The sequence below is a fragment of the Pseudarthrobacter sp. NIBRBAC000502772 genome (assembly GCF_006517235.1).
Taxonomy (GTDB): Bacteria; Actinomycetota; Actinomycetes; order Actinomycetales; family Micrococcaceae; genus Arthrobacter.
This window is the reverse complement of sequence record NZ_CP041188.1, coordinates 1,767,487-1,791,035: the sequence shown is the minus strand read 5'-3', so window position 1 is coordinate 1,791,035 and position 23,549 is coordinate 1,767,487. Positions and strand designations below refer to the sequence as shown.

The 23,549-nt window shown below is 64.7% G+C and carries 21 protein-coding genes and 1 tRNA gene; 4 read left to right on the top strand and 18 right to left on the bottom strand.

Features of this window, described 5'->3' with window-relative positions; all coding sequences use genetic code 11:
• Nucleotides 1–299: 299 nt before the first annotated feature.
• The 4 genes from NIBR502772_RS08435 to NIBR502772_RS08420 are packed head-to-tail and all read left to right on the top strand — an operon-like array spanning nt 300 to nt 4,362.
• Nucleotides 300–1,583, top strand: a complete 1,284-nt coding sequence (locus tag NIBR502772_RS08435) for a branched-chain amino acid ABC transporter permease (protein WP_210412449.1) — start codon at nt 300–302, stop codon at nt 1,581–1,583.
• A 9-nt stretch (nt 1,584–1,592) separates the two neighbouring features.
• On the top strand, nt 1,593–2,561 hold the full coding sequence (locus tag NIBR502772_RS08430; RefSeq protein WP_141139851.1) for a branched-chain amino acid ABC transporter permease: 969 nt from the start codon (nt 1,593–1,595) through the stop codon (nt 2,559–2,561).
• Nucleotides 2,558–3,595, top strand: coding sequence for an ABC transporter ATP-binding protein (locus NIBR502772_RS08425; RefSeq protein WP_141139850.1), 1,038 nt, complete (start codon nt 2,558–2,560; stop codon nt 3,593–3,595). The genes NIBR502772_RS08430 and NIBR502772_RS08425 overlap by 4 nt, the downstream gene beginning before the upstream one ends.
• Nucleotides 3,592–4,362 (top strand): ABC transporter ATP-binding protein, encoded by a 771-nt coding sequence (locus NIBR502772_RS08420; RefSeq protein WP_141139849.1) that lies wholly within the window; start codon nt 3,592–3,594, stop codon nt 4,360–4,362. The genes NIBR502772_RS08425 and NIBR502772_RS08420 overlap by 4 nt, the downstream gene beginning before the upstream one ends.
• Nucleotides 4,363–4,579: 217 nt before the next feature.
• On the opposite strand, the gene NIBR502772_RS08415 is transcribed toward NIBR502772_RS08420, so the two are convergent.
• The 18 genes from NIBR502772_RS08415 to NIBR502772_RS08330 form a co-directional block, all read right to left on the bottom strand.
• Nucleotides 4,580–5,926, bottom strand: a complete 1,347-nt coding sequence (locus tag NIBR502772_RS08415) for an ABC transporter substrate-binding protein (RefSeq protein WP_141139848.1) — start codon at nt 5,924–5,926, stop codon at nt 4,580–4,582.
• 225 nt (nt 5,927–6,151) lie between these two features.
• Nucleotides 6,152–6,225: transfer RNA gene (locus tag NIBR502772_RS08410), tRNA-Leu, on the bottom strand.
• Between the two features lie 20 nt (nt 6,226–6,245).
• Nucleotides 6,246–7,190 (bottom strand): N-acetyltransferase, encoded by a 945-nt coding sequence (locus NIBR502772_RS08405; protein ID WP_141139847.1) that lies wholly within the window; start codon nt 7,188–7,190, stop codon nt 6,246–6,248.
• Between the two features lie 107 nt (nt 7,191–7,297).
• The gene (locus tag NIBR502772_RS08400; protein ID WP_141139846.1) at nt 7,298–8,797 is read right to left on the bottom strand and encodes an NAD(P)/FAD-dependent oxidoreductase; all 1,500 of its coding nucleotides are present in this window, start codon (nt 8,795–8,797) and stop codon (nt 7,298–7,300) included.
• A 38-nt stretch (nt 8,798–8,835) separates the two neighbouring features.
• Nucleotides 8,836–10,206 carry a S8 family serine peptidase gene (locus NIBR502772_RS08395; RefSeq protein ID WP_141139845.1) on the bottom strand — a complete coding sequence of 457 codons (1,371 nt, stop codon included), beginning with the start codon at nt 10,204–10,206 and terminating at the stop codon, nt 8,836–8,838.
• A gap of 34 nt (nt 10,207–10,240) precedes the next feature.
• Complete coding sequence (locus tag NIBR502772_RS08390) at nt 10,241–11,188, bottom strand: Ppx/GppA phosphatase family protein (RefSeq protein ID WP_141139844.1); 948 nt, start codon at nt 11,186–11,188, stop codon at nt 10,241–10,243.
• Complete coding sequence (locus NIBR502772_RS08385; protein WP_104060972.1) at nt 11,185–11,856, bottom strand: DUF501 domain-containing protein; 672 nt, start codon at nt 11,854–11,856, stop codon at nt 11,185–11,187. The genes NIBR502772_RS08390 and NIBR502772_RS08385 overlap by 4 nt, the downstream gene beginning before the upstream one ends.
• A gap of 28 nt (nt 11,857–11,884) precedes the next feature.
• Nucleotides 11,885–12,550, bottom strand: a complete 666-nt coding sequence (locus NIBR502772_RS08380; protein ID WP_141139843.1) for a septum formation initiator family protein — start codon at nt 12,548–12,550, stop codon at nt 11,885–11,887.
• A 134-nt stretch (nt 12,551–12,684) separates the two neighbouring features.
• A complete protein-coding gene (gene eno, locus NIBR502772_RS08375) occupies nt 12,685–13,965 on the bottom strand; it encodes a phosphopyruvate hydratase (protein ID WP_056343550.1) in 1,281 nt (426 codons plus the stop codon).
• 132 nt (nt 13,966–14,097) lie between these two features.
• Nucleotides 14,098–14,676 (bottom strand): MazG nucleotide pyrophosphohydrolase domain-containing protein, encoded by a 579-nt coding sequence (locus tag NIBR502772_RS08370; RefSeq protein ID WP_141141996.1) that lies wholly within the window; start codon nt 14,674–14,676, stop codon nt 14,098–14,100.
• A gap of 118 nt (nt 14,677–14,794) precedes the next feature.
• On the bottom strand, nt 14,795–15,943 hold the full coding sequence (locus tag NIBR502772_RS08365; RefSeq protein ID WP_141139842.1) for an adenosine deaminase: 1,149 nt from the start codon (nt 15,941–15,943) through the stop codon (nt 14,795–14,797).
• A gap of 39 nt (nt 15,944–15,982) precedes the next feature.
• Nucleotides 15,983–16,711, bottom strand: a complete 729-nt coding sequence (locus NIBR502772_RS08360) for a DedA family protein (protein WP_141139841.1) — start codon at nt 16,709–16,711, stop codon at nt 15,983–15,985.
• A gap of 105 nt (nt 16,712–16,816) precedes the next feature.
• Nucleotides 16,817–17,446 (bottom strand): DedA family protein, encoded by a 630-nt coding sequence (locus NIBR502772_RS08355; protein ID WP_141139840.1) that lies wholly within the window; start codon nt 17,444–17,446, stop codon nt 16,817–16,819.
• Nucleotides 17,447–17,451: 5 nt separating this feature from the next.
• On the bottom strand, nt 17,452–18,765 hold the full coding sequence (locus NIBR502772_RS08350; protein ID WP_141139839.1) for a thymidine phosphorylase: 1,314 nt from the start codon (nt 18,763–18,765) through the stop codon (nt 17,452–17,454).
• The gene (locus NIBR502772_RS08345; protein WP_246848783.1) at nt 18,740–19,111 is read right to left on the bottom strand and encodes a cytidine deaminase; all 372 of its coding nucleotides are present in this window, start codon (nt 19,109–19,111) and stop codon (nt 18,740–18,742) included. The genes NIBR502772_RS08350 and NIBR502772_RS08345 overlap by 26 nt, the downstream gene beginning before the upstream one ends.
• Nucleotides 19,112–19,168: 57 nt before the next feature.
• Nucleotides 19,169–20,494 (bottom strand): ABC transporter permease, encoded by a 1,326-nt coding sequence (locus tag NIBR502772_RS08340; protein WP_141139837.1) that lies wholly within the window; start codon nt 20,492–20,494, stop codon nt 19,169–19,171.
• Nucleotides 20,491–21,858 (bottom strand): ABC transporter permease, encoded by a 1,368-nt coding sequence (locus NIBR502772_RS08335; RefSeq protein WP_168223508.1) that lies wholly within the window; start codon nt 21,856–21,858, stop codon nt 20,491–20,493. Before NIBR502772_RS08335 ends, NIBR502772_RS08340 begins: the two co-directional genes overlap by 4 nt.
• The gene (locus tag NIBR502772_RS08330) at nt 21,851–23,509 is read right to left on the bottom strand and encodes an ABC transporter ATP-binding protein (RefSeq protein ID WP_246848739.1); all 1,659 of its coding nucleotides are present in this window, start codon (nt 23,507–23,509) and stop codon (nt 21,851–21,853) included. The genes NIBR502772_RS08335 and NIBR502772_RS08330 overlap by 8 nt, the downstream gene beginning before the upstream one ends.
• Nucleotides 23,510–23,549 lie beyond the last annotated feature (40 nt).

The following is a 23,549-nucleotide window of genomic DNA, read 5'->3' as shown; positions in this document are numbered from 1 at the left end:
TTCTTTGCGAACACTTTGCCAATGCGCCATGGCTGTAACGCAGTTGTTATGCGATCGCTACCCTACGGCCTCCCCCCAGCCTAAAATTTGCCTCTGACGAGCTGTAACATAAACCACACACGGTGACGGATATCACAATCAGGCCCCCAACCTGCAGAAAGCCCCACCATCCGTCCCGTGACGTTTGCAGTGGTTGCAATGGCGCATCCCTGGCCACCCCACCCAAGTGGAGGATTTTCATTTTGAGAAGTACACCCAAAGGCTCGCCGCACAGACGGCCGGGCGGATTGCTGAAAGTGATAGGGGCCGTCTTTGCCTCTGTCGTGGCGATACTGCTCGTCGTCGCCCCGGCATCACAAGCCACTTCGCCGTCTCCGACACCATCCCCGTCGATTACGACCTTCCAGAACAACATCAGCGGCTTCCTACGGGATGACGCGCGAACCCCCATCGCCGACGTGACCATAACCGCTAGGAGCGGGGACTTCGAAGGGACCGCCACATCCGCGGCCAACGGGTCCTGGAGCATTGGGGTCCCGGTCCAAGGCACCTATGAGATCGAACTGGACGAATCGACCCTGCCAGAGGGCATCAAGCTCGCGGACGGCCAGGAAAACCCCCGCAGCGTAACGTTCAGCCAGACCTCGAACCTCTCCGTGATTTTTGCCTTCGGTAAGGGGATCGTGGTCCAGCAGCAGGACTTCGGGCAGAACCTCCTCAACCGGCTCGTAGCGGGGTTGAGCTTTGGCCTCCTGCTGGCGCTGGCTTCCGTAGGACTCTCCCTGATCTTCGGAACCACGGGGCTGACTAACTTCGCCCACGGGGAAATGGTCACCCTCGGCGCTGTGCTGGTCTTCGCCTTTAACGCTATCGGCCTTCCCTTCTGGCTTGCGTTGATCCTCTCGCTCCTCGGCGGCGGCCTCTTCGGCTACGTCCAGGACGCCGGACTGTGGAAGCCGCTTCGCCGCCGCGGAACGGGCCTCGTGCCCATGATGATCGTCAGCATCGGCCTCGCCCTTGCCGTCCGGTACGTCATCCAGTTCTACTTTGGCGGCGCCACGCAGCAACTGCCTTTTGCCCAGAGCGCCGAAATCCAACTGGGTCCGGTATCGATCTCTCCCAACAACCTGTGGTCGCTCATCATCAGTGCAGTGGTGATCGCCCTGATCGGAATCGTCCTCTTGAAAACCCGGCTGGGCAAGGCCACCCGCGCGGTGGCTGACAACCCGGCGTTGGCGGCCGCCTCCGGCATCGACGTCGACTCGGTCATCCGGATCGTCTGGGTCACCGGCGGCATGCTCGCCTCCCTCGGCGGAATCCTGTGGGCCTACTACCGGCCAGGCGTGACCTTCGACATGGGTTCGCAGATCCTGCTGCTCATCTTCGCCGGCGTGACCCTGGGCGGCCTCGGCACCGTCTTCGGCGCCCTCATCGGGTCCATCATCGTCGGCATCTTCGTAGAGCTGACAACCGTTTTCGGCCTCGCCGCCGACCTCAAGTATGTGGGAGCACTGTTCATCATGATTGTTGTCCTCTTGTTCCGGCCCCAGGGCATCCTGGGTCGTCGCGAGCGCGTGGGTTAGGAGACAGCCATGGATTTCGGATTCATTTTCTCCAGCGCTGCCAGCGAACTCTTCAGCCCGACCACCGCGGCCTATGCCCTTGCGGCCCTCGGACTGGCAGTCCACTTCGGCTACTCCGGCCTGCTGAACTTTGGCCAGGCCGGCTTTATGGCGGTGGGCGCCTACGGCTTCGCCATCTCGACGCTCACGTTTGGCGTCCCCTTCTTTGTGGGACTGGTCATCGCCGTAATCTGTTCGGTCATCTTCGCGATGCTCCTGGGCATCCCGACGCTGCGGTTGCGCGCGGACTACCTGGCAATCGTCACGATCGCGGCCGCGGAAATCGTCCGCTACATTGTCACGACCAACCAGCTGACCGCCGTGACCGGTTCGGCCAACGGCCTAGCCGCCTTCGAAGGCGGGTTCTACGCCATGAACCCGTTCCCCGCGGGCTCGTACATGGGCATGAACAACCGGGACTTCTTCATCCGCATCGTCGGCTGGGGCCTCGTCGTCATCTGCTGCACACTGGTGTGGCTGCTGATGAGGAGCCCATGGGGCCGCGTACTCAAGGGCATCCGCGAGGACGAAAACGCGGTACGGTCCCTCGGCAAGAACGTATATGCCTACAAAATGCAGGCCCTCATCATCGGTGGCGTGCTCGGCGCCCTGGCGGGCATGATCTTTACGCTCCCCCGCGGCGCAGTCCAGCCGGCCAACTACGGCACCGAACTGACGTTCTTCCTGTACACCTGCCTGCTGCTCGGCGGCCTCGGCACGGTGCTGGGACCCGTCATCGGCGCGATGATCTTCTGGGTGGTGCTGTCCCTCACACAGGGCATCCTGTACGGCCTGATCGAATCCGGCGCCGTCACCTGGCTGAACACAGTCCAGGCCGGCCAGCTGCGTTACATCCTTGTGGGTGTCGCACTGATGCTGCTGATGATCTTCAGGCCCCAGGGCGTCTTCGGTAACAAGAAGGAGCTGGCGTTCGCATGAGCACGCATAGCGAAGAACCCCGTCCGTCGGAGGAAATTGACTACATGACGGACACGCGTCCGATCGCGGCCGGGGACACCGCCCCCGGCTGCAAGAAGCGTGATCCGATCGTGGTGGCGGAAAACGTCACCCGCAGCTTCGGCGGCATCAACGCCGTCGACGTCGAATACCTGGAGATCCCGCGGCACAAGATCACAGCGCTGATCGGCCCGAACGGAGCAGGTAAGACCACCCTTTTCAATCTGCTGACCGGATTCGATATGCCGAACTCGGGCAAATGGCAGTTCGAAGGCAACAGCCTTGCCGGCGTCTCACCTTACAAAGTGGCACGGATGGGGATGGTGAGGACCTTCCAGCTGACCAAGGTCATGGGAAAGCTCACCGTCATGGAGAACATGCGGCTCGGCGGCTCGCAACAGCCCGGTGAGCGCCTCTCCAAGGCCCTGTTCAAGGGCCTCTGGGGCGGCCGGGAAAAGGAGATCACTGCCCAGGCCAACGTCCTGCTTGAGAAGTTCAAGCTGGACGCCAAGAAGGACGACTACGCTGCCTCGCTTTCCGGAGGCCAGCGGAAACTCCTGGAAATGGCACGTTCGCTGATGGTCAGGCCCAAGCTGGTCATGCTGGACGAGCCCATGGCAGGCGTCAACCCGGCGCTGACCCAGTCCCTCCTGGACCACATCAAGAACCTCAAGGCGGAAGGCATGACCGTGCTTTTCGTGGAGCACGACATGAACATGGTGCGCCATATCGCCGATTGGGTGGTAGTGATGGCGGAAGGAAAGATCGTTGCCGAGGGCCCTCCTGGCGAAGTCATGAAGAATCCGGCAGTCATCGATGCCTATCTGGGGGCCCACCACGACGTGGACCTTGGCGACGCCGAGGGCATCAAGGAACTTGCAGCCGAGCTGGAAGCCGATGAGGAGTCGATTGTCGGTACTGAGAACGCGGGCATCATCTCCATCGATGTGCTTGAGCAGGAGCTTGAGGAGAATCGTGCGGAAGAACCACGTCGCAAAGAAAAGGACACAGAATGAGCGCCACGAGTGCGGCTCCCGCTGCCGGTAGCGCGGCAACCGACGATTCGGTCGTCAAGGTAACAAACCTCGTTGCCGGCTACCTTCCCGGCGTGAACATCCTGAACGGCTGCAGCATCGAAGCCCGCAAAGGTGAACTGATCGGCATCATTGGCCCCAACGGTGCCGGCAAATCAACGCTTCTCAAGGCCATGTTCGGTCTGGTGAAAGTCCATTCGGGCACAGTCGTGGTGCGTGGCCAGGACATCACCGGGCTCAAAGCCAACAAGTTGGTGACCAAGGGCGTGGGATTCGTCCCGCAGAACAACAATGTGTTCGCCACGCTGACTATCGAAGAGAACATGCAGATGGGCATGTTCCAGCGCCCCAAGGACTTCGCCGAGCGGTTTGATTTTGTGACCAGCCTGTTTCCCGAGCTCGGCAAGCGCCGGGCCCAGCGGGCTGGGTCGCTCTCCGGCGGCGAACGTCAGATGGTGGCCATGGGACGCGCGCTGATGATGGAGCCCGCCGTCCTGCTCCTTGATGAGCCCTCCGCAGGCCTCTCCCCTGTCAAGCAGGACGAAACCTTCCTGCGGGTGCACGAGATCAACCGGGCAGGCGTCTCGGTGATCATGGTGGAACAGAATGCCCGCCGTTGCCTCCAGATCTGCGACCGCGCCTATGTGCTTGACCAAGGAAGGGACGCTTACACCGGAACCGGGCGGGAACTGATGAAGGACCCCAAGGTGATCCAGCTGTACCTCGGCACTTTGGCGGACGAGGTCTAAGCCGCCTCCGTCCAGTAGCCCCCAGAAGGGCCGTCACCGTCCGGTGGCGGCCCTTCTGCGTGCCCAGCTTGGTTCCCCGTGCCGTCCGGGCGCCTACGGCAGCCACTTGCTCGGCGCCTGCGCTCGTACCTCCCCGGCGGCCCCCTCCCCTCGCGCGCACAAGAAAGAACCCCCGCCCGATGCAATCCGGGCGGGGGTTCTTGTGCAGGAGGCGGCTTTACAGCTTGCCGAATTCTTCCTTGGACGGCGCGTACTTGTTGTCGTCCTGGTACTCGTAGATGCCGATGTAGGCTTCCGTCGGGTCGCCGGCGTCGGAGAACGTCACCGGACCTGACTGGCCGTCGTAGTCGATGTCCTTGCCGTTGCGGAGCAGCGTGACGCAGGAGGCGAAGTCGGTGCACTTCTCACCCGACTCCGAGACTGCCTTGAGCTGCTTGGCAATCTCAACGCCGCTGGTGCTCTTGGCGGCTTCAGTGGCAAGGGCGATCAGGTTCACAGCGTCGTAGGACTCACCGGCGTAGCTGTAGTCCTTCAGGGCCGGATCAATGGCGAGCAGCTTCTTCTTGAACGCATCCTTGGCGAAGGTGCCCGGGATGGTTCCCTGGGCGCCCTTCAAGGTGCCGGCCTGGAAGTCCTTGCTGTAGTCGGAAGTGTTGCCGTCCACGAGGAACATCTGGGTGGGCTTGACACCCTTGCCCGTCATCAGCGGCACGATGCTCTTGGCCTGGTCAAAGGTGATCAGGGCAATCGCGTCGGGCTTGGCCGCAATGACCTTGTCCACCTGGCTGCTGAACTGGGAGTCGCCCTCGTTGAAGAGCTCCTCCGCAACCACCTTGCCGCCAGCCGCTTCGAAGGCGGACTTGACGTTGCTGGCAAGGCCGGTTCCGTAGGCGTCGTTGAGCACGATCATGCCCACAGTCTGTGCACCACAGGTGGCCATGTAGTTGCCAAGGACCTTACCCTGCAGCACATCTGACGGCGCAGTACGCCAGTAGAGGCCCTTGTCATCCCAGGTAGTGAAATCCGGGGAGGTGTTGGCGGGCGAGAACTGGATGACACCGGCACCGGTGATCTGGTTGATGACCGTCTTGGAGACACCGGAAGACGCGGCACCGATGATGGCGCTGACGCCCTGGCCGAGGAGCGCGCTGGTGGACTGCGTGGCGATATCTGTCTTAGTGTCGCCGGAGTCACGGTGGATCACTTCCACAGGCTTGCCCAGGACACCCCCGGCATCATTAACTTCCTTGATGCCAAGATTCACACCCGCGATTTCGGGCGGCCCGAGGAAGGCCAGGGAGCCGGTGGTGGGGAGCAGGGAACCCAGCTTGAGCGGCGTTTCCGTGACGGTGGTTGCAGGCGGAACAGCGCCTCCAGCGCCTGCCGTTGATGTGCTTCCGGGAGCCGCGCCGGGAGCGGGGCAGGAGATCCCAGATGCTGACGTGGTGGTTTCTGTCGAGCTCGGGGTGGAGGTACCACCACAGGCTGTAACCAGAAAGGCGACGCCGACGCTAAGCGCTGTGAGCTTAGCAAGACGGGGTGCCGCCGGGGAAAGTGAAATCATTGACAATCTCCTGGATCGAAAGGTGCGAACGGCCTTTGACGCGGATGATCAGGTGTTCCTGATTTAACTTCAAGCTAATGCATATCTTCGGCGGATATAAGTGACTGAGGTCACATCCTTATAACAGTCGTTGCATATGCGAAATCAATGAACGGGAGAGGTCCGTTGAAGTCACGCGGGAGGCGCGGAAGGGCACGTCAGGAGGAACTCCCTAGGGAGAATTTGTACCCCAGGTGGGACTCGAACCCACAACACGCGGATTTTAAGTCCGCTGCCTCTGCCAATTGGGCTACTGGGGCGCCCGGTCTATGGTATCCCGTCATTCGCCCGCAAGCGGTCCGGCGTACCGGAACGTCCCGTGGACCCCGCCGGGCCAGACCGCCAGCGGGAGCAGCTGGAAGTGGTCCCCCCAGGCGGCGTCGGGAGGGAGGACGCCGAAGGACGCAGCCGGGACAAAGCCGAAGCGCGGGTAGTATTCGGTGCTGCCCAGCAGTGCAATCCCGCCTTCCCCCGCCGCGTTGGCCCGGGCAATCGTGTCGTTCATGAGGGCAGTGCCGATCCCATGGCGCTGCAGCCTTGGTGTCACACCGATGGGCCCGAGCCCAAGCAACCCGTAGTCGCCCACCCAGCCCCGTGTGCTGATCACATGGCCGACTATCTCGTCGTCGAGCACCGCCACCACGCTGAACTCGGGCAGGTAGTCCTCGCACTCGAAGAGGCGGCGGAGCACGTCCACCTCCCCGGGCTCCCCGTCCACCGGCAGGCCCGTGACCGGGGAGACCGCGAACGCCTCGCCCGTCAATGCGAGGATCTTGTCCCTGTCCGCAGCCGTCTCGTTCCGGAGCAGCAGCTCGGGCCGCGGCACGTGCCGGCTGGCCGCTGACAGCTCAGCGAGTACTTCGACGGCGCGTGGCGCGTCCGCCACCGGCACCAGCAGGTGGTCATGGTGGAAGCCGGCCAGCACGTTGCAGCTGATCCTGGCGTCGGTCAGGGCCTTCCCCACGGCGGCGGTCAGGCCAACAGCCTCCAGCGCAGAGTGCACTTCCAGGGTGATCCAGGCCGCCACAAAGTCGTAGTGCAGCCCCAGGCTGTCTGCCCTTTCCCGCGGCAGGACGACCGTCAGGCCCTCGGCCTCACGGACGGCAGCTTCGATGCCGGGCTCGAGCGGCCTGCCATGCGGCCACAGGACGTAGACGTACTCCCCCTCCCGCAGTACCGGTTTCAGTGTTGCCAGCAGGGTCTGGAGGTTCTTTTCGCCAGTCATGCTGCCAGTCTAGAAGGGACACCAGGCGGGAAACGCCAAAACGGCGGCCATCCCTCAAGGGGACAGCCGCCGTCGGGCGTTACAAATGCTGCGTCGGGATGCCGGTGTTACTTGGCGTCCGCGGTGACCGACTGCTTGGGGTCCACGCTGGTGGCCTCCGCAGAGCCGGGCTTTGCCGCTCCGGCGGATGCCTCCGGCGCGCTGGCCGCCGGGGCGGGAGCAGCCGCAGCCGGCTTGGGAGCCGGTGTGGCAGCGGCCACGAAGGCACCGCGCGGGTTGTCGAGGTCGATCAGCTGGGTGGTGTCGCGGCCCATAAAGAACGCGAGGATCCAACCCATGATGACGCGGACCTTGCGCTCCATGGTAGGCATGGCCATACCGTGGTAGCCGCGGTGGGCCAGCCAGGCGAGCGGGCCCTTGAGGCCAATGCGGCCCACGAGGTTGATGTTCGCGACACCCTTCCACTCGCCGAAGCCAGCCACAGCACCCAGGTTCTTGTGCTTGTAATCCTTCAGCGGCTTGTCCCAGCGCGAAGCCCAGAGGTTCTTGGCGAGGCGCTTGGCCTGGCGCAGTGCGTGCTGGGCGTTCGGGACGCAGGTGCCGTCCGGCAGGCCGCTGCCCGTAAGGTCCGGCACTGCGGCGATGTCGCCGGCAGCCCAGGCGTTGTCGATGATGCCTTCATCGCCGGCGATGCGGAGGTCCGGCAGGACCCGGACGCGGCCGCGCGGTTCCAGCGGGAAGTCGGAGGAGCGGATCATGGGGTTGGCCTGCACGCCGGCAGTCCAGACGAGTGTGTCGGCTTCGAATTCCTGGGCAAAGGACTTGTCCGGGAGGTTGATGAGCTTCAGGGAGCCCTCAGCGCTGTCCAGGGAGGTGTTCAGCAGGACCTCGATGCCGCGGCTGCGGAGGTGCTCCACAACCCATTCGGCCTGCGGTGCCGTGACCTCGGGCATGATGCGGCCCATGGCTTCAACCAGGACGAAGCGAACTTCTTCCTGACGGATGCGGGGGTTGTTCTTGACCGCGGCGCGGGCCAGGTCTTCCATTTCGGCGATGCACTCGATGCCGGCGAAGCCGCCACCGACAACCACGAAGGTCAGCGCCTTGGCACGGGCAGCAGGGTCCGCGATGGTGGACGCGGCTTCGAGTCGCTCAAGCACCTTGTTGCGAAGGGCCACGGCCTCTTCGATGGTCTTCAGGCCGATGCCCTTGTCCGCCAGGCCCTTGATGGGGAAGGTGCGGGTGATGGCGCCAGCGGCCACCACGATGTCGAAGTAGGGGATCTCGATGTGTTCTCCACCGTCCGCGGGCGCCACGACGGCGGTGCGGTTGGCGTGGTCGATCGAGGTGACGCTGCCCTGGATGAGTTCAGTCTGCTTCAGGTGCTGGCGGTGCGAGACCACTGCGTGGCGGGCCTCGATGTTGCCGCCGGCCACTTCGGGCAGGAAGGGCTGGTAAGTCATGTAGGGCAGTGGATCCACGAGGGTGACGATGCCACCGGCATTCGCGATCTTCTTCTGCAGTTTGAGTGCTACGTACAGGCCGACGTACCCGCCGCCGACGACGAGTACCCTGGGACGGTCCTGGAGCTCTGGGGTGGTTGCCATGATTTAAGGATACAACAGTTTGTGAAAATCTTCACTAACTACGATTTGCCGCCTGAATCAACGGTTTGGAACGCGCCGGTATCGGGTTCCTCGCGCGCTGCTCCGGGGTTACGGGCAGCCCTCCGCAGCTGGACGACGGCTGCCCCGATGATCACCACAAAGAGGATCACTGAACCGATCACGACGGCGGCGCCAACGGCACTGTCACGCTGTGAGGGCGCCTTCGCCGCGGGCACAGTGGGTTCGGGCAGCGTGGGAACGGCACTTGCCACTTCGTCGGTGGGCACCGGCGCCGGCGCACCCAGGTTGCCGCGGCGGTGCACGCGGATCCAGTCCGCGATGGAGCCGAGCGGGTTGGCGGCGGCTTCCGGGACGGAGTCCTTCAGGGCAGCCTCGGCGTTCAGCACGCCAAAGCCGTACAGCGGGTCTTTTCCGGCAGGACCGGCGTCCTTGGCCGTGCTGACGATCCGGTTGATGACCTGCTTGGCGCTCATCTCCGGCCACTTGGAACGGATGAGCGCGGCCACACCGGCAACGATCGGGGCAGCTCCGGACGTTCCCGCCCATTCTGCGTAGCCGCCGCCCGGCAGCCCGCCCAGCAGGTTTTCAGCCGGGGCCGCCACACCGATGCTGATCCCCTGGGAGGACGAGTCGACGCTCGCTGTGCCCTTGCGGTCCAGGCCGGCGACGGTGAGGACGCCGGGGATAGTGGCGGGCGCGCCGACCTGGAGGTTGCCGCCTATCCGGTTTCCGGCGGCGGCAACGATCACCACATCCTTCTGCTCGGCATAGAGGAAGGCAGCGTCCCAGCTCTGGGGCCACTGCGGCGTTGCGCTGCCCAGCGAAATGTTAATGACTTTGGCCCCGTTGTCCACGGCCCAACGGACCGCTTCCGGGATCTGGTCCTGATCACTCTTGCCCGCGGGGTTGGCCGATCCCAGCCACGTTGACACGGACAGGATCTCAGATTCAGGGGCCACGCCAATCATGCCGTCCGGACCGGCAGCCGGGCCTGGTTTGGGTGAGGCGGTGGCGCCGGCTGGCTGGTGTCCGCGGCCGGCCAGTATTGTGGCCACCAGGGTCCCGTGTTCCGGCTTGACCCCCAGGCTTTTCTGCCCGTTGGGAGTGCCGGCCCCGGACACGTCGAAGCCTCCGGTGACGGCGCCCTTCAGGTCAGGGTGCTGGGCATCCACGCCGCTGTCGATCACCGCGATCTTGACACCCGCGCCCTTGGAAACCTCCCAGGCCTTTGTAATTCCGGATTCGCCAAGCCAGTACTGCTTGTCCCGTTCGGCGTCGGCCATGGCCGCGGGCGCCAGGGTCAGTCCGGCGGCCAGGCTGACGCCGGCAAGGGTCATCGCCAGGAGAGCTGACGCGGCCCGGCGGAACCGTGCTGTTGCTCTGGTCATGTGGGTTCCCATGCTTGGTTGGCTGAAGGCCTGGTTAGTGGATGCTCAGGGCAATTCCGTCAAGAATATCGTGTTCACTGGCCGTGGCCGTGACGATCCGGCCCGCAGTGAGTTCATTCAGCCGCTCCAGGATGCGCCGCCACACCAGCCCGCCGGCACCCATGACGTCGACGCGGCCGGGGTGCATGTACGCCAGTTCGGCACGTTCCCGCCTGGTCAGGTGGAGGAGGTCAGTAGCGGCTTCGATGATGGTGCCGATGGACAATTCCGTCCCGTGGATCGCCGCCGGCGAATACTCCGGAAGCCGCAGGGCATGGGCGGTGATGGTGGTGATCGAGCCGGCCACCCCGACGACGGCTGTGGCGCGTTCCAGCGGAACGTCCAGCCCCGCCCGGGCGATGGCGGCATCGATGTCGGCTTCCGCGGCGGCGATCTGCTCCGCCGTGGGCGGATCGTCCTGCAGGTGCCGTTCGGTCAGGCGGACGCAGCCGACATCCACGGACTTGGCGGCCGTAACACCGCTGGCGGTACCTAGGACGAACTCCGTGCTGCCGCCGCCGAGGTCCACCACCAGCACCTGCTCGCCGTCAAGGATGGGCAGCACGCTGCTGGCCCCGGCGAACGACAGGGCAGCTTCTTCATCGCCCGAGATAACTTCCGGCTCAACGCCCAGCAGTTCCCGGATCCCGTCCACAAAAACCTGGCGGTTGCGCGCGTCCCGGCTGGCCGAGGTTGCCACAAAACGGATGGAGTCGGCGCCATGCTCACGGATCATGGCTGCGTATTCCCGTGTGGCCGCGAAGGTGCGCTCCAGTGCCTCAGGGGCAAGTTCGCCGGTGGCGTCCACGCCCTGGCCCAGCCGGACAACCCGCATCTCGCGGACAACGTCGGTGAGCTTCGCTGTCCCGTTGCTGCGGTCGATGTCGGCGATGAGCAGGCGGAGCGAGTTCGTGCCGCAGTCGATGGCGGCGACGCGGGTCATGCCCCTGCCCCGTCAGCGCTTGCTGTCTTGCGGACCGGAGCGGGCCGGCCCACGATCTCCGGCAGGCCCTGGGGTCCGTGGCGGCTGAGATCCTTTGACGGGGCCTCCCCTGCGGTGTCCCAGGCGCCGTCGCAATAGCAGCGGTCCGTTGTCCACCATTCACTGATGCCGGCAATGGCCTCATCCCCCAGCGGGTTCACGCCGGGACCTGCCGCGAGGGAGTGGCCCACCAGGACGTGGAGGCATTTGACCCGGGTGGGCATGCCGCCGGCGGAGATGCCGTCAATTTCCGGGACGGCGCCGATGCCGGAACGCTCGCCGATGGCCGCGCGGGCTCCGAGATAGTCCTCGTGCGCCGCACGGTAGGCGGCCGCGAGGGGCTCATCGGCGCTCAGGCGTTCATTCATGTCGTTCATCAGCCCGGCAGCTTCCAGCCGGGAAACCGCCGACGTGATGACGGGGTGGGTCAGATAAAATGTGGTGGGAAACGGCGTCCCGTTGCTCAGCCGCGGTGCGGTGGCGGCGACGAGGGGGTTGCCACAGACGCAGCGCGCCGGGATTTCCACCACATCGCGCACCGGCCGTCCCAACTGCCTGCTGAGTACTTCAAGATCGTGTGCTGATGGCTGGCGGGACTTCTCCGGCGCAGTCGCCGTGTTTTCTTCCACTGGCGCGGGCCATCCTTCCTCTAGCTGTTCAGTCTGTGGCCGCACGCCTGATGGACTCCCACAGGGAATCCACCCACGGCAGATCGGCGGGGTCTTGTGCTGCTGTGGCGGTCAGGCTACTGCTTGTTCCGGCCGGCAGATCGCTGCCGAAGACCCAGTAGCCGGATTCACCCGGCATAACCATGTTAATGCGGTCGCGGGCCTGCTGTTTCACGTAGTTCGGATCCTGCCACCGTGAGATCTGCTGCCGCAGGGCGTCCTGCTCGGCCTGGCGGGCGGCGATATCGGCGCTGAGGGCGGCGAGTTCGGCGCGTTTGTCGAAGAAGATCTTCACGGTGGGGGCCAGCATGATGGTGATGGCAATCATGACCACCGCGAGTGCCAGCATGCGGCCGGAGAACGCCTTGGCGGGCACCGGCTGGCTATCATCCTGCGTGGTGTCAGGCTTCCGTGTCTTGCCCGCGGCGTTACCGCTGCGGCCGCCCCCCTGCCCTTTGCTTGCCGGGAGCCTGGTGTCCGATGCGGATGTTCCGGCGCTGGACGCCGGGCCGGTTTTGCCCGTGTTCCCGCCCTTTGCGCTGCTGGGTGTACCGCCAAAATCGGCGCGGATGACGCCGGCGTCTTCCGCGGCTGGGTCCGTGGTGGCCTGATGCCTCGAAGCGGCTTTGGGAACTTTGGGACGGCGGGTGGCCATGACACTCCTGAAACGTGCGGCCTGCCTCTGGCCGCAACTCTGCGCTTGATGCCGGCTCAATCAATGCCGGCTAAACAAAAACCGGTGGCTATGGTCGTTCAACCATAGCCACCGGTCAGAGGTTTACGCGGCTACTAGCCCTTGAAACGCGGGAAAGCGCTGCGGCCGGCGTAGCGTGCGGCGTCGTCGAGTTCTTCTTCGATGCGCAGGAGCTGGTTGTACTTGGCAACGCGCTCCGAGCGTGCCGGGGCACCGGTCTTGATCTGGCCGGCATTGGTGGCCACCGAGATGTCGGCGATGGTGGTGTCCTCGGTCTCGCCGGAGCGGTGCGAGGTGATGGTGGTGTAACCGGCGCGCTGGGCCAGGCTGACGGCGTCCAGCGTTTCGGTCAGTGAACCGATCTGGTTGACCTTGACCAGCAGGGAGTTGGCGGTCTTGGTGTCGATGCCGCGCTGCAGGATGGCCGGGTTGGTGACGAAGAGGTCATCGCCGACGAGCTGGACCTTGTCACCGATGCTGTCGGTGAGGGTCTTCCAGCCGTCCCAGTCGTTCTCATCCAGGGGATCCTCGATGGAAACCAGCGGGTAGTCGGCCACGAGCTCGGCGTAGTAGGCGCTCATCTCGGTGGCGGACAGTGCCTTGCCCTCGAACTGGTAGGCGCCGTCCTTGAAGAACTCGGAGGAGGCGACGTCCAGTGCCAGGGCGATGTCCTTGCCCGGGGTGTAGCCGGCGTTCGTGATGGCTTCCTGGATCAGGTCCAGCGCAGCACGGTTGGACGGCAGGTTAGGCGCGAAGCCACCTTCGTCACCCAGGCCGGTGGACAGGCCCTTGGCCTGCAGGACGGACTTGAGGTTGTGGTAGACCTCGACGCCCCAGCGGAGGCCCTCGGAGAACGTCTCGGCGCCGATCGGCACGATCATGAATTCCTGGATGTCCACGTCGGAGTCGGCGTGCGAGCCACCGTTGAGGATGTTCATCAGCGGAACCGGCAGGACGTGCGCGTTGGGGCCGCCCAGGTACTTGTACAGCGGCAGGTCTGCGGAGGCGGCAGCGGCGTTGGCAACGGCCAGCGAAACGCCCAGGATGGCGTTGGCGCCGAGCTTGGCCTTGTTGGGGGTGCCGTCCAGGTCGATCATGGCCTGGTCGATGCTGCGCTGGTCGGTGGCGTCGAAGCCGGTCAGTGCCGGAGCGATCTGGTCGATGACAGCGTCAACGGCTTTCTGGACACCCTTGCCGAGGTAACGTCCCTTGTCTCCGTCACGGAGCTCAACAGCCTCGTGCTCACCGGTGGAGGCACCGGACGGTACTGCCGCGCGGCCGATCTGGCCGTCGGAGAGCAGTACTTCAACTTCTACGGTCGGGTTTCCGCGGGAATCGAGGATTTCGCGGGCGTGGATGGCATCGATAAGCGCCATGGATGTGCTCCTTATGGGCGATTTTGGGGGAACGAACAGCTGGAAAAAGCGTTAAATCTGGGACGTCCTCGTCAGGGACCAAGCCTAGTCGAGAGTGGTGCAGGTTACGGAACCCTATCCATCACCCGGACGTCATGATGGCGACGCGAACTGCCGCCGAATGGCGCCCCGGAGGGCCCGTTCGGCGTCGAATCCCTTGGCACGGGCAGAGCCGACGACGGCGAGCAGCAGGTCGCCGAGCTCCTCCTCCGTCGTTGCGGTTTCGACTTCCGGGGTTTCCGCAAGCTCAACCACAGTTCCGGCCCGCTCGGCCCGGTCAAGGAACTTCTGCGCCTTCGCCAGGGCCGGCAGCGCGTCCGGGATCCCTTCAAAGGGCCCCGTTCGCTCCGGACGTTCCGCAGTCTTCACGGCGTCCCACTTCCGGACAATCTCGGCCACCGAAGCAGGGAAAGTGTCCTGCAGCGTGCCGTCAGGCCGGAAGACATGGGGATTGCGGCGGACCATTTTGGCACTCAGCCCGCGTGCGACGTCGTCGAACATGAACGTGCCGCGCTCCTCGGCGAGCCGGGCGTGCAGCACCACTTGAAGCAGCACATCGCCCAGTTCGCCGCGAAGCTCCACGTCATCCGCGCCGGTCTCGATGGTCTCGGCAACCTCGAAGGCCTCCTCCAGGAGGTACTCCACCAGCGAGGCATGGGTGAGGGCGCCCATCCATGGGCAGTGCTCCCGCAGCTGGGCCACGATCCCCAACAGCTCCCCCAGCTCGCAAGCTCGCCCGGGGACCCCGGCTGCCGTGGGCCCAGCGACCAGCCGATCGATGGGAGCGTGCTCAGCCAAGGTTGTCGTAGGCGTCGTTGATGTACTCCACTAACGCTTCCTTCTCTTCAAGCGGCAGGAAGGAGGCCTCGGCAGCGTTCAGCGTGAGCTCCAGCAGATCGTCGAGGTCGTAGTCGAAGGTTTCCACGAGGAGCTCGAACTCGTCCGTCAGGGTGACGCCGCTCATCAGCCGGTTGTCGGTGTTGATGGTGACGTTGAAGCCCAGCTGGTACAGCATGTCCAGCGGGTGGCTCTCAATGCCCTCGCCGAATCCGGCAATCGCTCCGGTCTGAAGATTCGATGACGGGCAGATCTCCAGGGCGATGCCCCGGTCACGGACCCAGCTGGACAGATCGCCCAGCGTGACCAGGCCGATGCTGTCGTCGTCGCCCGCGGCCTCGTCGTCTTCGTCGTCGAACTCCACCATGATGTCCTCGGCGATCCGGACGCCGTGGCCCAGGCGCAGTGCCCGGCCGTCAACGAGGGCGGACTGGATGCTTTCGAGTCCGGCGGCCTCGCCGGCGTGCACCGTCGCGGGGAAGTTGTGCTGGGCGAGGTACGTGAAGGCGTCCTTGAACCGGGACGGGAGGAAGCCGTCTTCTGCTCCGGCGATGTCAAAGCCCACAGCGCCCTTGTTGCGGTGGCGGACAGCCAGCTCGGCGATTTCCTGGCCACGGTCCGCGTGCCGCATGGCGGTGATCAGCTGGCCCACCTGGATTTCGCGACCGCTTTCGCTCACGGCGTCGACGCCGGCTTCGAGGCCTTCCTGGACTGCTTCAACAGCCTCGTCCAGGGACAGGCCCTTCTGGAGGTGCTGCTCCGGCGCCCAGCGCACTTCGCCGTACACCACGCCGTCGTCCGCGAGGTCTTCCACGAATTCCTTGGCGACGCGGATGAGGCCTTCCTTGGTCTGCATCACGGCGACCGTGTGGTCGAACGTTTCCAGGTAGCGGACCAGCGAGCCGGAGTCGGCGGACTCGCGGAACCACTCGCCCAGGGCCACCGGGTCCGTGGAGGGCAGCGTGTGGCCAACGGCCTCGGCCAGTTCGATGATGGTGGCTGGACGGAGACCACCGTCCAGGTGGTCGTGGAGCGAAACCTTAGGCAGGCTCTTCAGGTCGAAATCGATGGCAGGGGCAGCGTCAACAATAGGCTCAGTCACCATCCAACCTTAGGGTCGGCAGGCGGCTTATGCCAGCCGCTACTTTCCCAGCTGCTCCGCCTCGGCCGGGGCAGACGCCAGCAGCGGAGAAGCCGCGGTGTGCGCCGGCAGGGAACCTTCCGGGCCGCCGTCGAGCCATTCATCCACGGTTTCGGCGTCATTGCGGGCCAAGTGCTTGTGCCACCAGCGCAGCAGGTGGTCGATCAGGATGCCCAGCACAATCGCGAACACCACGGCAATGCCTGCGCTGAGCAGCGGGTTGTGGTGGAGCCAGGGGAACGAACTGGCCAGGATCCCGATGCCGATTGAGTACCCCACCCAGGTGATGCAGGCGAAGGCGTCCAGCAGGAAGAACCGGCGGTGCGCGAAGCCGGTGCTGCCGGCCACATAGTTGACCGCCACCCGGCCCCAGGGAATGTAGCGCGCGGTGAAAATCAGGACGGCGCCGCGTTTTTCGAGTTCATACCGTGCCCAGCCGAAGGCCTTCTGCACTTTAGGGCGCCGCATCCACTTCCAGCGGTCAAGGCCGATCCTGCGGCCGAGCATAAAGGCCATGTTGTCACCGGCGATGGCACCAACCAGGGCAGTCGCGCCCAGGATCCAGAGATTCGGTTCACCGCTGTGCCGGGAAAACGCGGCCAACGCCACAATCAGCGTCTCGCTGGGGACCACCATGGCAAAGCCGTCGATGAAGAAGAACACCAGAAGGACCGGGTAGATCCACCATTGGCCCGCTGCATGGAGCACGGCCTCATTAATAAACTCCACGCGGGTCTTGCTCCTAGACGAAATGATGCAGCCGGAAGTGACGTAAGTCGCTCTTCAGTGTCCCATGCCCTGGACCCCGCCCGCTACGCGCGGGAGCCACAAACCCTAGGCTTCCGGATCCTTCAGCCGCTCCACCACAGGAGCCTTTCCCCGGATGCGGTTAATGATCAGATCCACCACGATTCCAAGGCCCACGGCGCAGACGATGGCGATGGCCGCGCCGAGGAGATGGTTGTTTTCGAACCACTGGCCGAAGAACAGCCCGATACCCACCGAGTAGGAGGCCCAGAGCGTGGCGGACAGGACCGTCAGGCCGACGAAGCGCACGTGCGAATAGTGGGTCACGCCCGCGGTGAGGTTGACGGCGACTCTTCCGATCGGGATGAACCGCGCCACCAGGATGAGCGACGCCGGACGCTTCCTCAGCTCGTCTCCTGCCCAGCGGAAGGCACTTTGCATCCGCGGTCCGCGCATCCAGTGCCAACGCCGGGTACCCACCCGGCGTCCAATGAGGTATGCGATGTTGTCGCCTGAGAAAGCGCCCAGGCCCGCGACGGCCATCAGAAGCCAGGGATTGGGGACGTCCGCGGTGGCGGCAACGGCGGACAGGCCCACCACCACGGATTCGCTGGGGATTGGCGGGAAAAAACCGTCGATCAGGCAGCAGGCCAGCACAAGGAGGAGCACCCACGGCTGCCCGGCGGCGGCAAGGATGAATTCATTGATGGCCTGCATCGTACCTATGCTATTCGGTCGATGATGAGCTGCTGGGCCGGGCGCGACCCTTCCGGGGCAACCGTGACGGCGTGTTCAAGGGATTCCTTGGCGCGCGCGAACTTTTCCGGCGTGTCCGTGAGCAGCGTCATCAGCGGCTCGCCGGCACGGACCGTGGCACCGGGCTTTGCATGCATGCGGATCCCTGCACCGGCCTGGACGGCGTCTTCCTTGCGGGCACGTCCCGCGCCGAGGCGCCACGCCGCAACGCCCACTGCCAAGGCATCGAGCCCCACCAGGACGCCGTCGGCCGGGGCGTAGATGACCTCGGATTCCTTGGCGACCGGCAGCTTGGCGCGCGGATCTCCGCCCTGCGCTTCGATCATCCGGTTCCAGAGGTCCATGGCCCGGCCGTCGTTCAACGCGGCGCGCGGATCGGCGTCGTGTACGCCAGCGCAGGCCAGCATCTCTTCGGCCAGCCGGACGGTGAGTTCGACGACGTCTTCCGGGCCGCCGCCTGCAAGGACCTCCACGGATTCCTCCACTTCGATCGCATTGCCTGCCGTGAGGCCGAGCGGGGTGCTCATGTTAGTCAGCAGGGCCACGGTGTTCACTCCCGCGTCCTTGCCGAGGGCCACCATGGTTTCGGCCAGTTCGCGTGCCCGGGGCTCGTCCTTCATAAAGGCTCCGCTGCCCACCTTCACGTCCAGGACCAGGGACCCCGTGCCCTCGGCGATCTTCTTGCTCATGATCGAGGAGGCGATCAGCGGGATCGCCTCGACCGTGCCGGTGACGTCCCGCAGTGCATAGAGCTTCTTGTCCGCCGGCGCCAGCCCCGCCCCTGCAGCGCAGATCACGGCGCCCACGTCCTGAAGCTGCGCCATGATTTCGTCGTTGCTCAGGGCCGCCCGCCAGCCGGGGATCGATTCCAGCTTGTCCAGTGTGCCGCCGGTGTGGCCCAGCCCGCGCCCGGACAGCTGCGGCACGGCCACGCCGAACACTGCCACCAGCGGTGCCAGCGGCAGCGTGATCTTGTCCCCCACTCCCCCGGTGGAATGCTTGTCGCTGGTAGCCTTCACACCGCCGTCGGGCCGCCGGAGGCCGCCGAAGTCCATCCGTTCGCCCGAGGCGATCATCGCCGCCGTCCAGCGCGAAATTTCGGCGCGGTCCATGCCGTTGAGCAGGATGGCCATGTTCAACGCGGCCATCTGTTCGTCGGCGATGACCCCGCGGGTGTACGCGTCAATGGTCCAGTCGATCTGCTCCGGGCTCAAGGTGCCCTTGTCCCGCTTGATGCTGATGATCTGGACAGCATCAAACGGTTCGCTTGCTTGTGTCATCGGTGTTCCTCCAAATTTCCGGACCAAAGGCATCGGGCAGCACCTGGTCCATGGCCTTGATGCCTTGCGTCGTCATGAGCTGCATACCCGGTGCCCGGAACTCATACAACAGTTGTCGGCAGCGCCCGCACGGCATGAGTACCTTGCCTGTGGAATCCACACAATAGAAGGCGGTCAGGCGGCCGCCGCCGCTCATGTGGAGCTGCCCCACCAATGCGCACTCGGCGCACAGGGTGAGGCCGTAGCTGGCATTCTCGACGTTGCAGCCGCTGATGATCCGGCCGTCCTCGGTGAGGGCTGCCGCCCCCACCGGGAACTTCGAATACGGCGCATAGGCCCGTTCCATGGCGGCGACCGCGGCCGATTCCAGGGCTTTCCAATCTACGAACCTCTCGGCCAAGGCTCAGCCCTTCACGTACGGTATGCCGCTGGCTGCCGGTGGCCGGGACCGGCCCACCAGCCCGGCCACGGCCAGCACCGTCACCAGGTAGGGCAGCATGGCCATGAACTGGCTCGGCACCGGGGTTCCGATGATGGTCACAATGCTCTGCAGGTTGTCCGCAAAGCCGAACAGCAGGGCGGCGAAGAACGCGCCGATCGGGTTCCAGCGTCCGAAGATCAGAGCGGCGAGTGCGATGAAGCCTCGTCCGCCGGAGATCTCCTTCGTGAAGCTGTCGATCGCCACGAGCGTGAAGAACGAGCCACCGATTCCTGCAATGGCACCACCCAGGGTCACGTTCCAGAAGCGCGTGGCGTTGACCTTGATGCCCATCGTGTCGGCTGCCTGCGGGTGTTCACCCACAGCGCGGACCCGCAGGCCCCACTTGGTTTTGAACAGCCCAACCCAGACAACGATGACGGCGACGTACATCAGATAGCCCACCAGCGACTGCTTGAACAGGATGGGGCCGAGGATCGGGATTCCGGAGAGGATGGGAATCTGGACGATGTCCAGACCGGGCGGTGAGTTGAACTTGGCTTTGTCCGCCTGCATAACAGTGCTGAACAGGAAGCCGGTGACGCCGGAAATCAGGACGTTGAGCACCACGCCGACGATGATTTGGTTGACCAGGTACTTGATGCTGAACACCGCAAGCACCATGGACACCGCCGCGCCCGCCACAGCGGCCGCAAGCAGGCCCACGAAGGGGTTCTGCGTAATACTGGCCACGATTGCCGCGGTGAAGGCGCCGCCCAGGAGTTGGCCCTCGATGGCGATGTTGACTACCCCGACCCGCTCGCACAGCACGCCGGACAAAGAGCCGAACACCAGCGGCACGGCCAGGGTGACCGAACCGGCGATGAGTCCGGCCAGCGAAATGCTGGGCGTCCGGGCACCGCCCACCACCCAGATGAGGAAGGCTGCCACAAACAGCACAATAAAAGTGACGGTCAGCCAGGCCGGCACGGGACGGGCCTTGGTCTTCAGATAGACGGCATAGGCCGCCAGCCCAAGCATCAGGACCGAGAGAATGATGCCGCCCGGCATTGCAGGAATTTCCAGCGTCGGCAGCTGGAAGAAATCCCCGCCGGTGGAAATTCCGAACCTTGCGGTCTGCGCTGATCCCATCAGGCCGAAGAAAACAAAAGCGACGAGTCCCAGCGCCGAGAGCAGGACGGGGGTTTTCCAGAGCACCGGTTTGCCGGATGTTGGCTGGGCCTCGTCGGCCTGGGGCGATGTTCCGGGCGCTCCGCGTCCCGGCAGGGGCGATGTTGCTGTTGCGCTCATGCTGCGCCTCCGGTGGTTGCTGCCTGCTGGGTTTTGCCGGCCTTGGCCGGCTTCTTTCGGCGGGGGTTCAGCCCGAAGACTGCCCGCACCAGCGGCGGGGCCGCGATAAAGAGGACAATCAGCGACTGGACCACCAGGACGATGTCGATGGGCGTTCCGGTCTGGATCTGCATCTGCACGGCACCGGCGCGGAAGGCGCCGAACAGCAGGCCGGCAGCGAAAGTGCCCCACGGCGTCGAACGTCCCAGCAGCGCCACCGTGATGGCGTCAAACCCGTACGTTGCAGCGACGCCGTCTGTCAGGACCTTTTCCGTGCCCGCCACTTGGGCCACTCCCGACATTCCGGCGAGGGCGCCGGCAATGGCCATGACCAGGATCGTGGATCGCGAGACGTTGATGCCGGCGGTCAGGGCAGCCTTCGGATTGGCTCCCACGGCCCGGAATTCAAAGCCGACGGTGGAGCGGTTCAGCAGCCACCACACCAGGACGGTGGCCGCGATGGCCAGGACGAAGCCCAGGTGCAGGCGATACTGGGAGCCGAAAATCTGGGGGTACAGGGCGGTTGCGTCCAGGATGGGCGAGATCGGGTTGGACTCCCCCGGACGCTGGAACGCCGGAGTGTTCAGCAGGTATCCCAGGAAGTACAGCGCTATGTAGTTGAACATGATGGTCAGGATGACTTCGTGGGCACCTGTCCGGGCCTTCAGGAGACCAACCAGGCCACCCCAGAGGGCGCCTCCCACGATGCCTGCCACAAGGACGAGCAACAGGTGCAGGCCCAACGGAAGGTGCAGGGCGAAACCGACCCAGCCCGCCAGGATGCCGGCCATGATGATCTGGCCCTGGGCACCAATGTTGAACAGGCCGGCCCGGAACGCGAGCGCGACGCCGAGGCCTGCCGTGATAAGCGGTGTGGCGATGGTGAGGGTTTCCATCAGCGGCGCGAACTGGACCGCGAGGCTGGAACCCCGGGGGTTGAAGACCGAGCCCTGGAACAAGGCAATGTAGGACTGTGTGGCGGCCTGCCAGACAGCGGAGAGGAAGTCTGTGGGCCGGGCGAACAGATACGCCGAGGTGGTGCTGACGCGCTCGTCCGTGGCGGCGATCAACAGTCCGCCCAATACAAGGGCCAGCAGCACCGCCAGGACTGAAACCATGCCGCTGCCGGTGAAAATCTTCCGGAGCAGCGTGTCCGGCCCGCCGGGCAGCTTTCCGCTTTGGGCGCTGGCTGGTACGGCTGAAGGGCTGATGGCGCCGCCGGCCGTGTCCACGGCCACCCCGGCGGCGGTTTCGTCCGCCGCCGGGGTTGGCTCGTCCGCTTTCGCATGCTGGTCCGCATGCTTAGGGTGACGCTCTTCAGGCATGATCGCCTCCTTCGGCGCTGGAGGTTCCGCGGCGTTCTGCGGCGGCGGAGTCAGTCTTGTCAGCGGCTGATGTGTCAGCGCCGGTCTTGCTTACGCTCGTCGTGCCTGAGCCGGTCGTGTCAGGGCTCGACTTATCTGCGCTCGCAGCGTCCTCTGGTGAGATGCCTGCCATCATCAGGCCCAGGACGCCGCGTCCGGTCCCTGCCGGGACGATTCCCACCAGCTTGCCCTTGTAGAGCACGGCGATGCGGTCGGCGAGTTCCATGACTTCGTCCAGTTCGGTGGAGATGATCATGACAGGCGTGCCCTGGTCGCGTTCCGCCACGATCCGTTTATGAAGGAACTCGATGGACCCGACGTCCACACCCCGGGTGGGCTGCGAGGCAATGAAGAGCCGCAGCGGCCGGGACAGCTCCCGTGCCATGACCACCTTTTGCTGGTTGCCGCCCGAGAGCGTGCCGGCCGCCAGCAGGCCCGAGGGTGTCCGGACATCGAACTCGTCGATCCGTGATTTGGCGTTCTCCAGGACCTTCGCCGGACTCATGCTGATGCCCTTGGCAAACGGCGGCTGATCGTACCGGTCAAGAATCAGGTTTTCGGCGATCGAGAACGTGCCGATGAGGCCGTCAACAGACCTATCTTCCGGAACGAAGCCGACGCCGGCGTTAAGGACCTCCTTCACACTGCGGCCAACAAGTTCCACATCGTCCAGGAGGATGGAGCCGTGCACGCGGTCCTGGAGTCCGAGGATGGCCTCGGTGAGTTCGGTCTGGCCGTTGCCTTGCACGCCTGCGACGGCCAGGATCTCTCCGCGGGCAATGTCGAAGCTGAGGCCGTCCACGGTGTGCTGCCCGTTCGGGGCGATGACAGTGAGGTCTTTGACCTGGAAAGTCTTCTCTTTGGGGGTGGCGGGTGCCTTCTCGAGCGTGAGGCTGACGGCGCGGCCCACCATCATGGAGGCCAGCTCCGCGGTGGAGGCGCCTGGATGCGCCGAACCAACAACCTTGCCCCGCCGGATCACGGTGATCGTGTCCGAGACAGCCTTCACCTCGCGCAGCTTGTGCGAGATGAAGACTATCGAGGTTCCGTTGGACTTGAGCTGGCGCATGATGTCCAGCAGTTCGTCGGTTTCCTGGGGCGTCAGCACTGCCGTGGGTTCATCCAGGATGAGGACCCTGGCGTCGCGGACCAGGGCTTTGATAATTTCCACCCGCTGCTGGACGCCCACCGGGAGGTCCTCCACCAGGGCGTCGGGGTCGACGTCGAACCCGTAGCGGTCGGAGATCTCCTTGATCTTGCGCCGCGTGTCGTCCAGGTTGAGGAAACCGCCGGCTTTGGTGGACTCGGCGCCGAGCGCCACATTCTCGGCCACGGTAAACACGGGAACGAGCATAAAGTGCTGGTGCACCATGCCGATGCCGGCGGCCATGGCGTCTCCGGGGCCGCGGAAGTAAACCGGTTTGTCGTCGATGAGGATTTCGCCCTCAGAGGGCTCGTAGAGCCCGTACAGCACATTCATCAGGGTGGACTTGCCGGCCCCGTTCTCGCCCAGCAGACAGTGAATCTGTCCGGGTTCAACCACCACGTCGATGTGATCGTTGGCGAGCAGGGAGCCGAAGCGTTTGGTGATCCCTCTGAGTTCAAGTTTCAAAACTCTGACCAATCTCGAAGCGTCCGGTGAATCCCCACCG

Coding starts and splice junctions, on each gene's coding strand:
- NIBR502772_RS08340 (WP_141139837.1), bottom strand. CDS start 20,494: ATGAGCGCAACAGCAACATCGCCCCTGCCGGGACGCGGAGCGCCCGGA.
- NIBR502772_RS08395 (WP_141139845.1), bottom strand. CDS start 10,206: ATGACCAGAGCAACAGCACGGTTCCGCCGGGCCGCGTCAGCTCTCCTG.
- NIBR502772_RS08350 (WP_141139839.1), bottom strand. CDS start 18,765: ATGACACAAGCAAGCGAACCGTTTGATGCTGTCCAGATCATCAGCATC.
- NIBR502772_RS08355 (WP_141139840.1), bottom strand. CDS start 17,446: ATGCAGGCCATCAATGAATTCATCCTTGCCGCCGCCGGGCAGCCGTGG.
- NIBR502772_RS08390 (WP_141139844.1), bottom strand. CDS start 11,188: ATGACCCGCGTCGCCGCCATCGACTGCGGCACGAACTCGCTCCGCCTG.
- eno (WP_056343550.1), bottom strand. CDS start 13,965: ATGGCGCTTATCGATGCCATCCACGCCCGCGAAATCCTCGATTCCCGC.
- NIBR502772_RS08430 (WP_141139851.1), top strand. CDS start 1,593: ATGGATTTCGGATTCATTTTCTCCAGCGCTGCCAGCGAACTCTTCAGC.
- NIBR502772_RS08420 (WP_141139849.1), top strand. CDS start 3,592: ATGAGCGCCACGAGTGCGGCTCCCGCTGCCGGTAGCGCGGCAACCGAC.
- NIBR502772_RS08400 (WP_141139846.1), bottom strand. CDS start 8,797: ATGGCAACCACCCCAGAGCTCCAGGACCGTCCCAGGGTACTCGTCGTC.
- NIBR502772_RS08405 (WP_141139847.1), bottom strand. CDS start 7,190: ATGACTGGCGAAAAGAACCTCCAGACCCTGCTGGCAACACTGAAACCG.
- NIBR502772_RS08370 (WP_141141996.1), bottom strand. CDS start 14,676: ATGGGCGCCCTCACCCATGCCTCGCTGGTGGAGTACCTCCTGGAGGAG.
- NIBR502772_RS08345 (WP_246848783.1), bottom strand. CDS start 19,111: ATGGAACGGGCCTATGCGCCGTATTCGAAGTTCCCGGTGGGGGCGGCA.
- NIBR502772_RS08415 (WP_141139848.1), bottom strand. CDS start 5,926: ATGATTTCACTTTCCCCGGCGGCACCCCGTCTTGCTAAGCTCACAGCG.
- NIBR502772_RS08380 (WP_141139843.1), bottom strand. CDS start 12,550: ATGGCCACCCGCCGTCCCAAAGTTCCCAAAGCCGCTTCGAGGCATCAG.
- NIBR502772_RS08335 (WP_168223508.1), bottom strand. CDS start 21,858: ATGCCTGAAGAGCGTCACCCTAAGCATGCGGACCAGCATGCGAAAGCG.
- NIBR502772_RS08425 (WP_141139850.1), top strand. CDS start 2,558: ATGAGCACGCATAGCGAAGAACCCCGTCCGTCGGAGGAAATTGACTAC.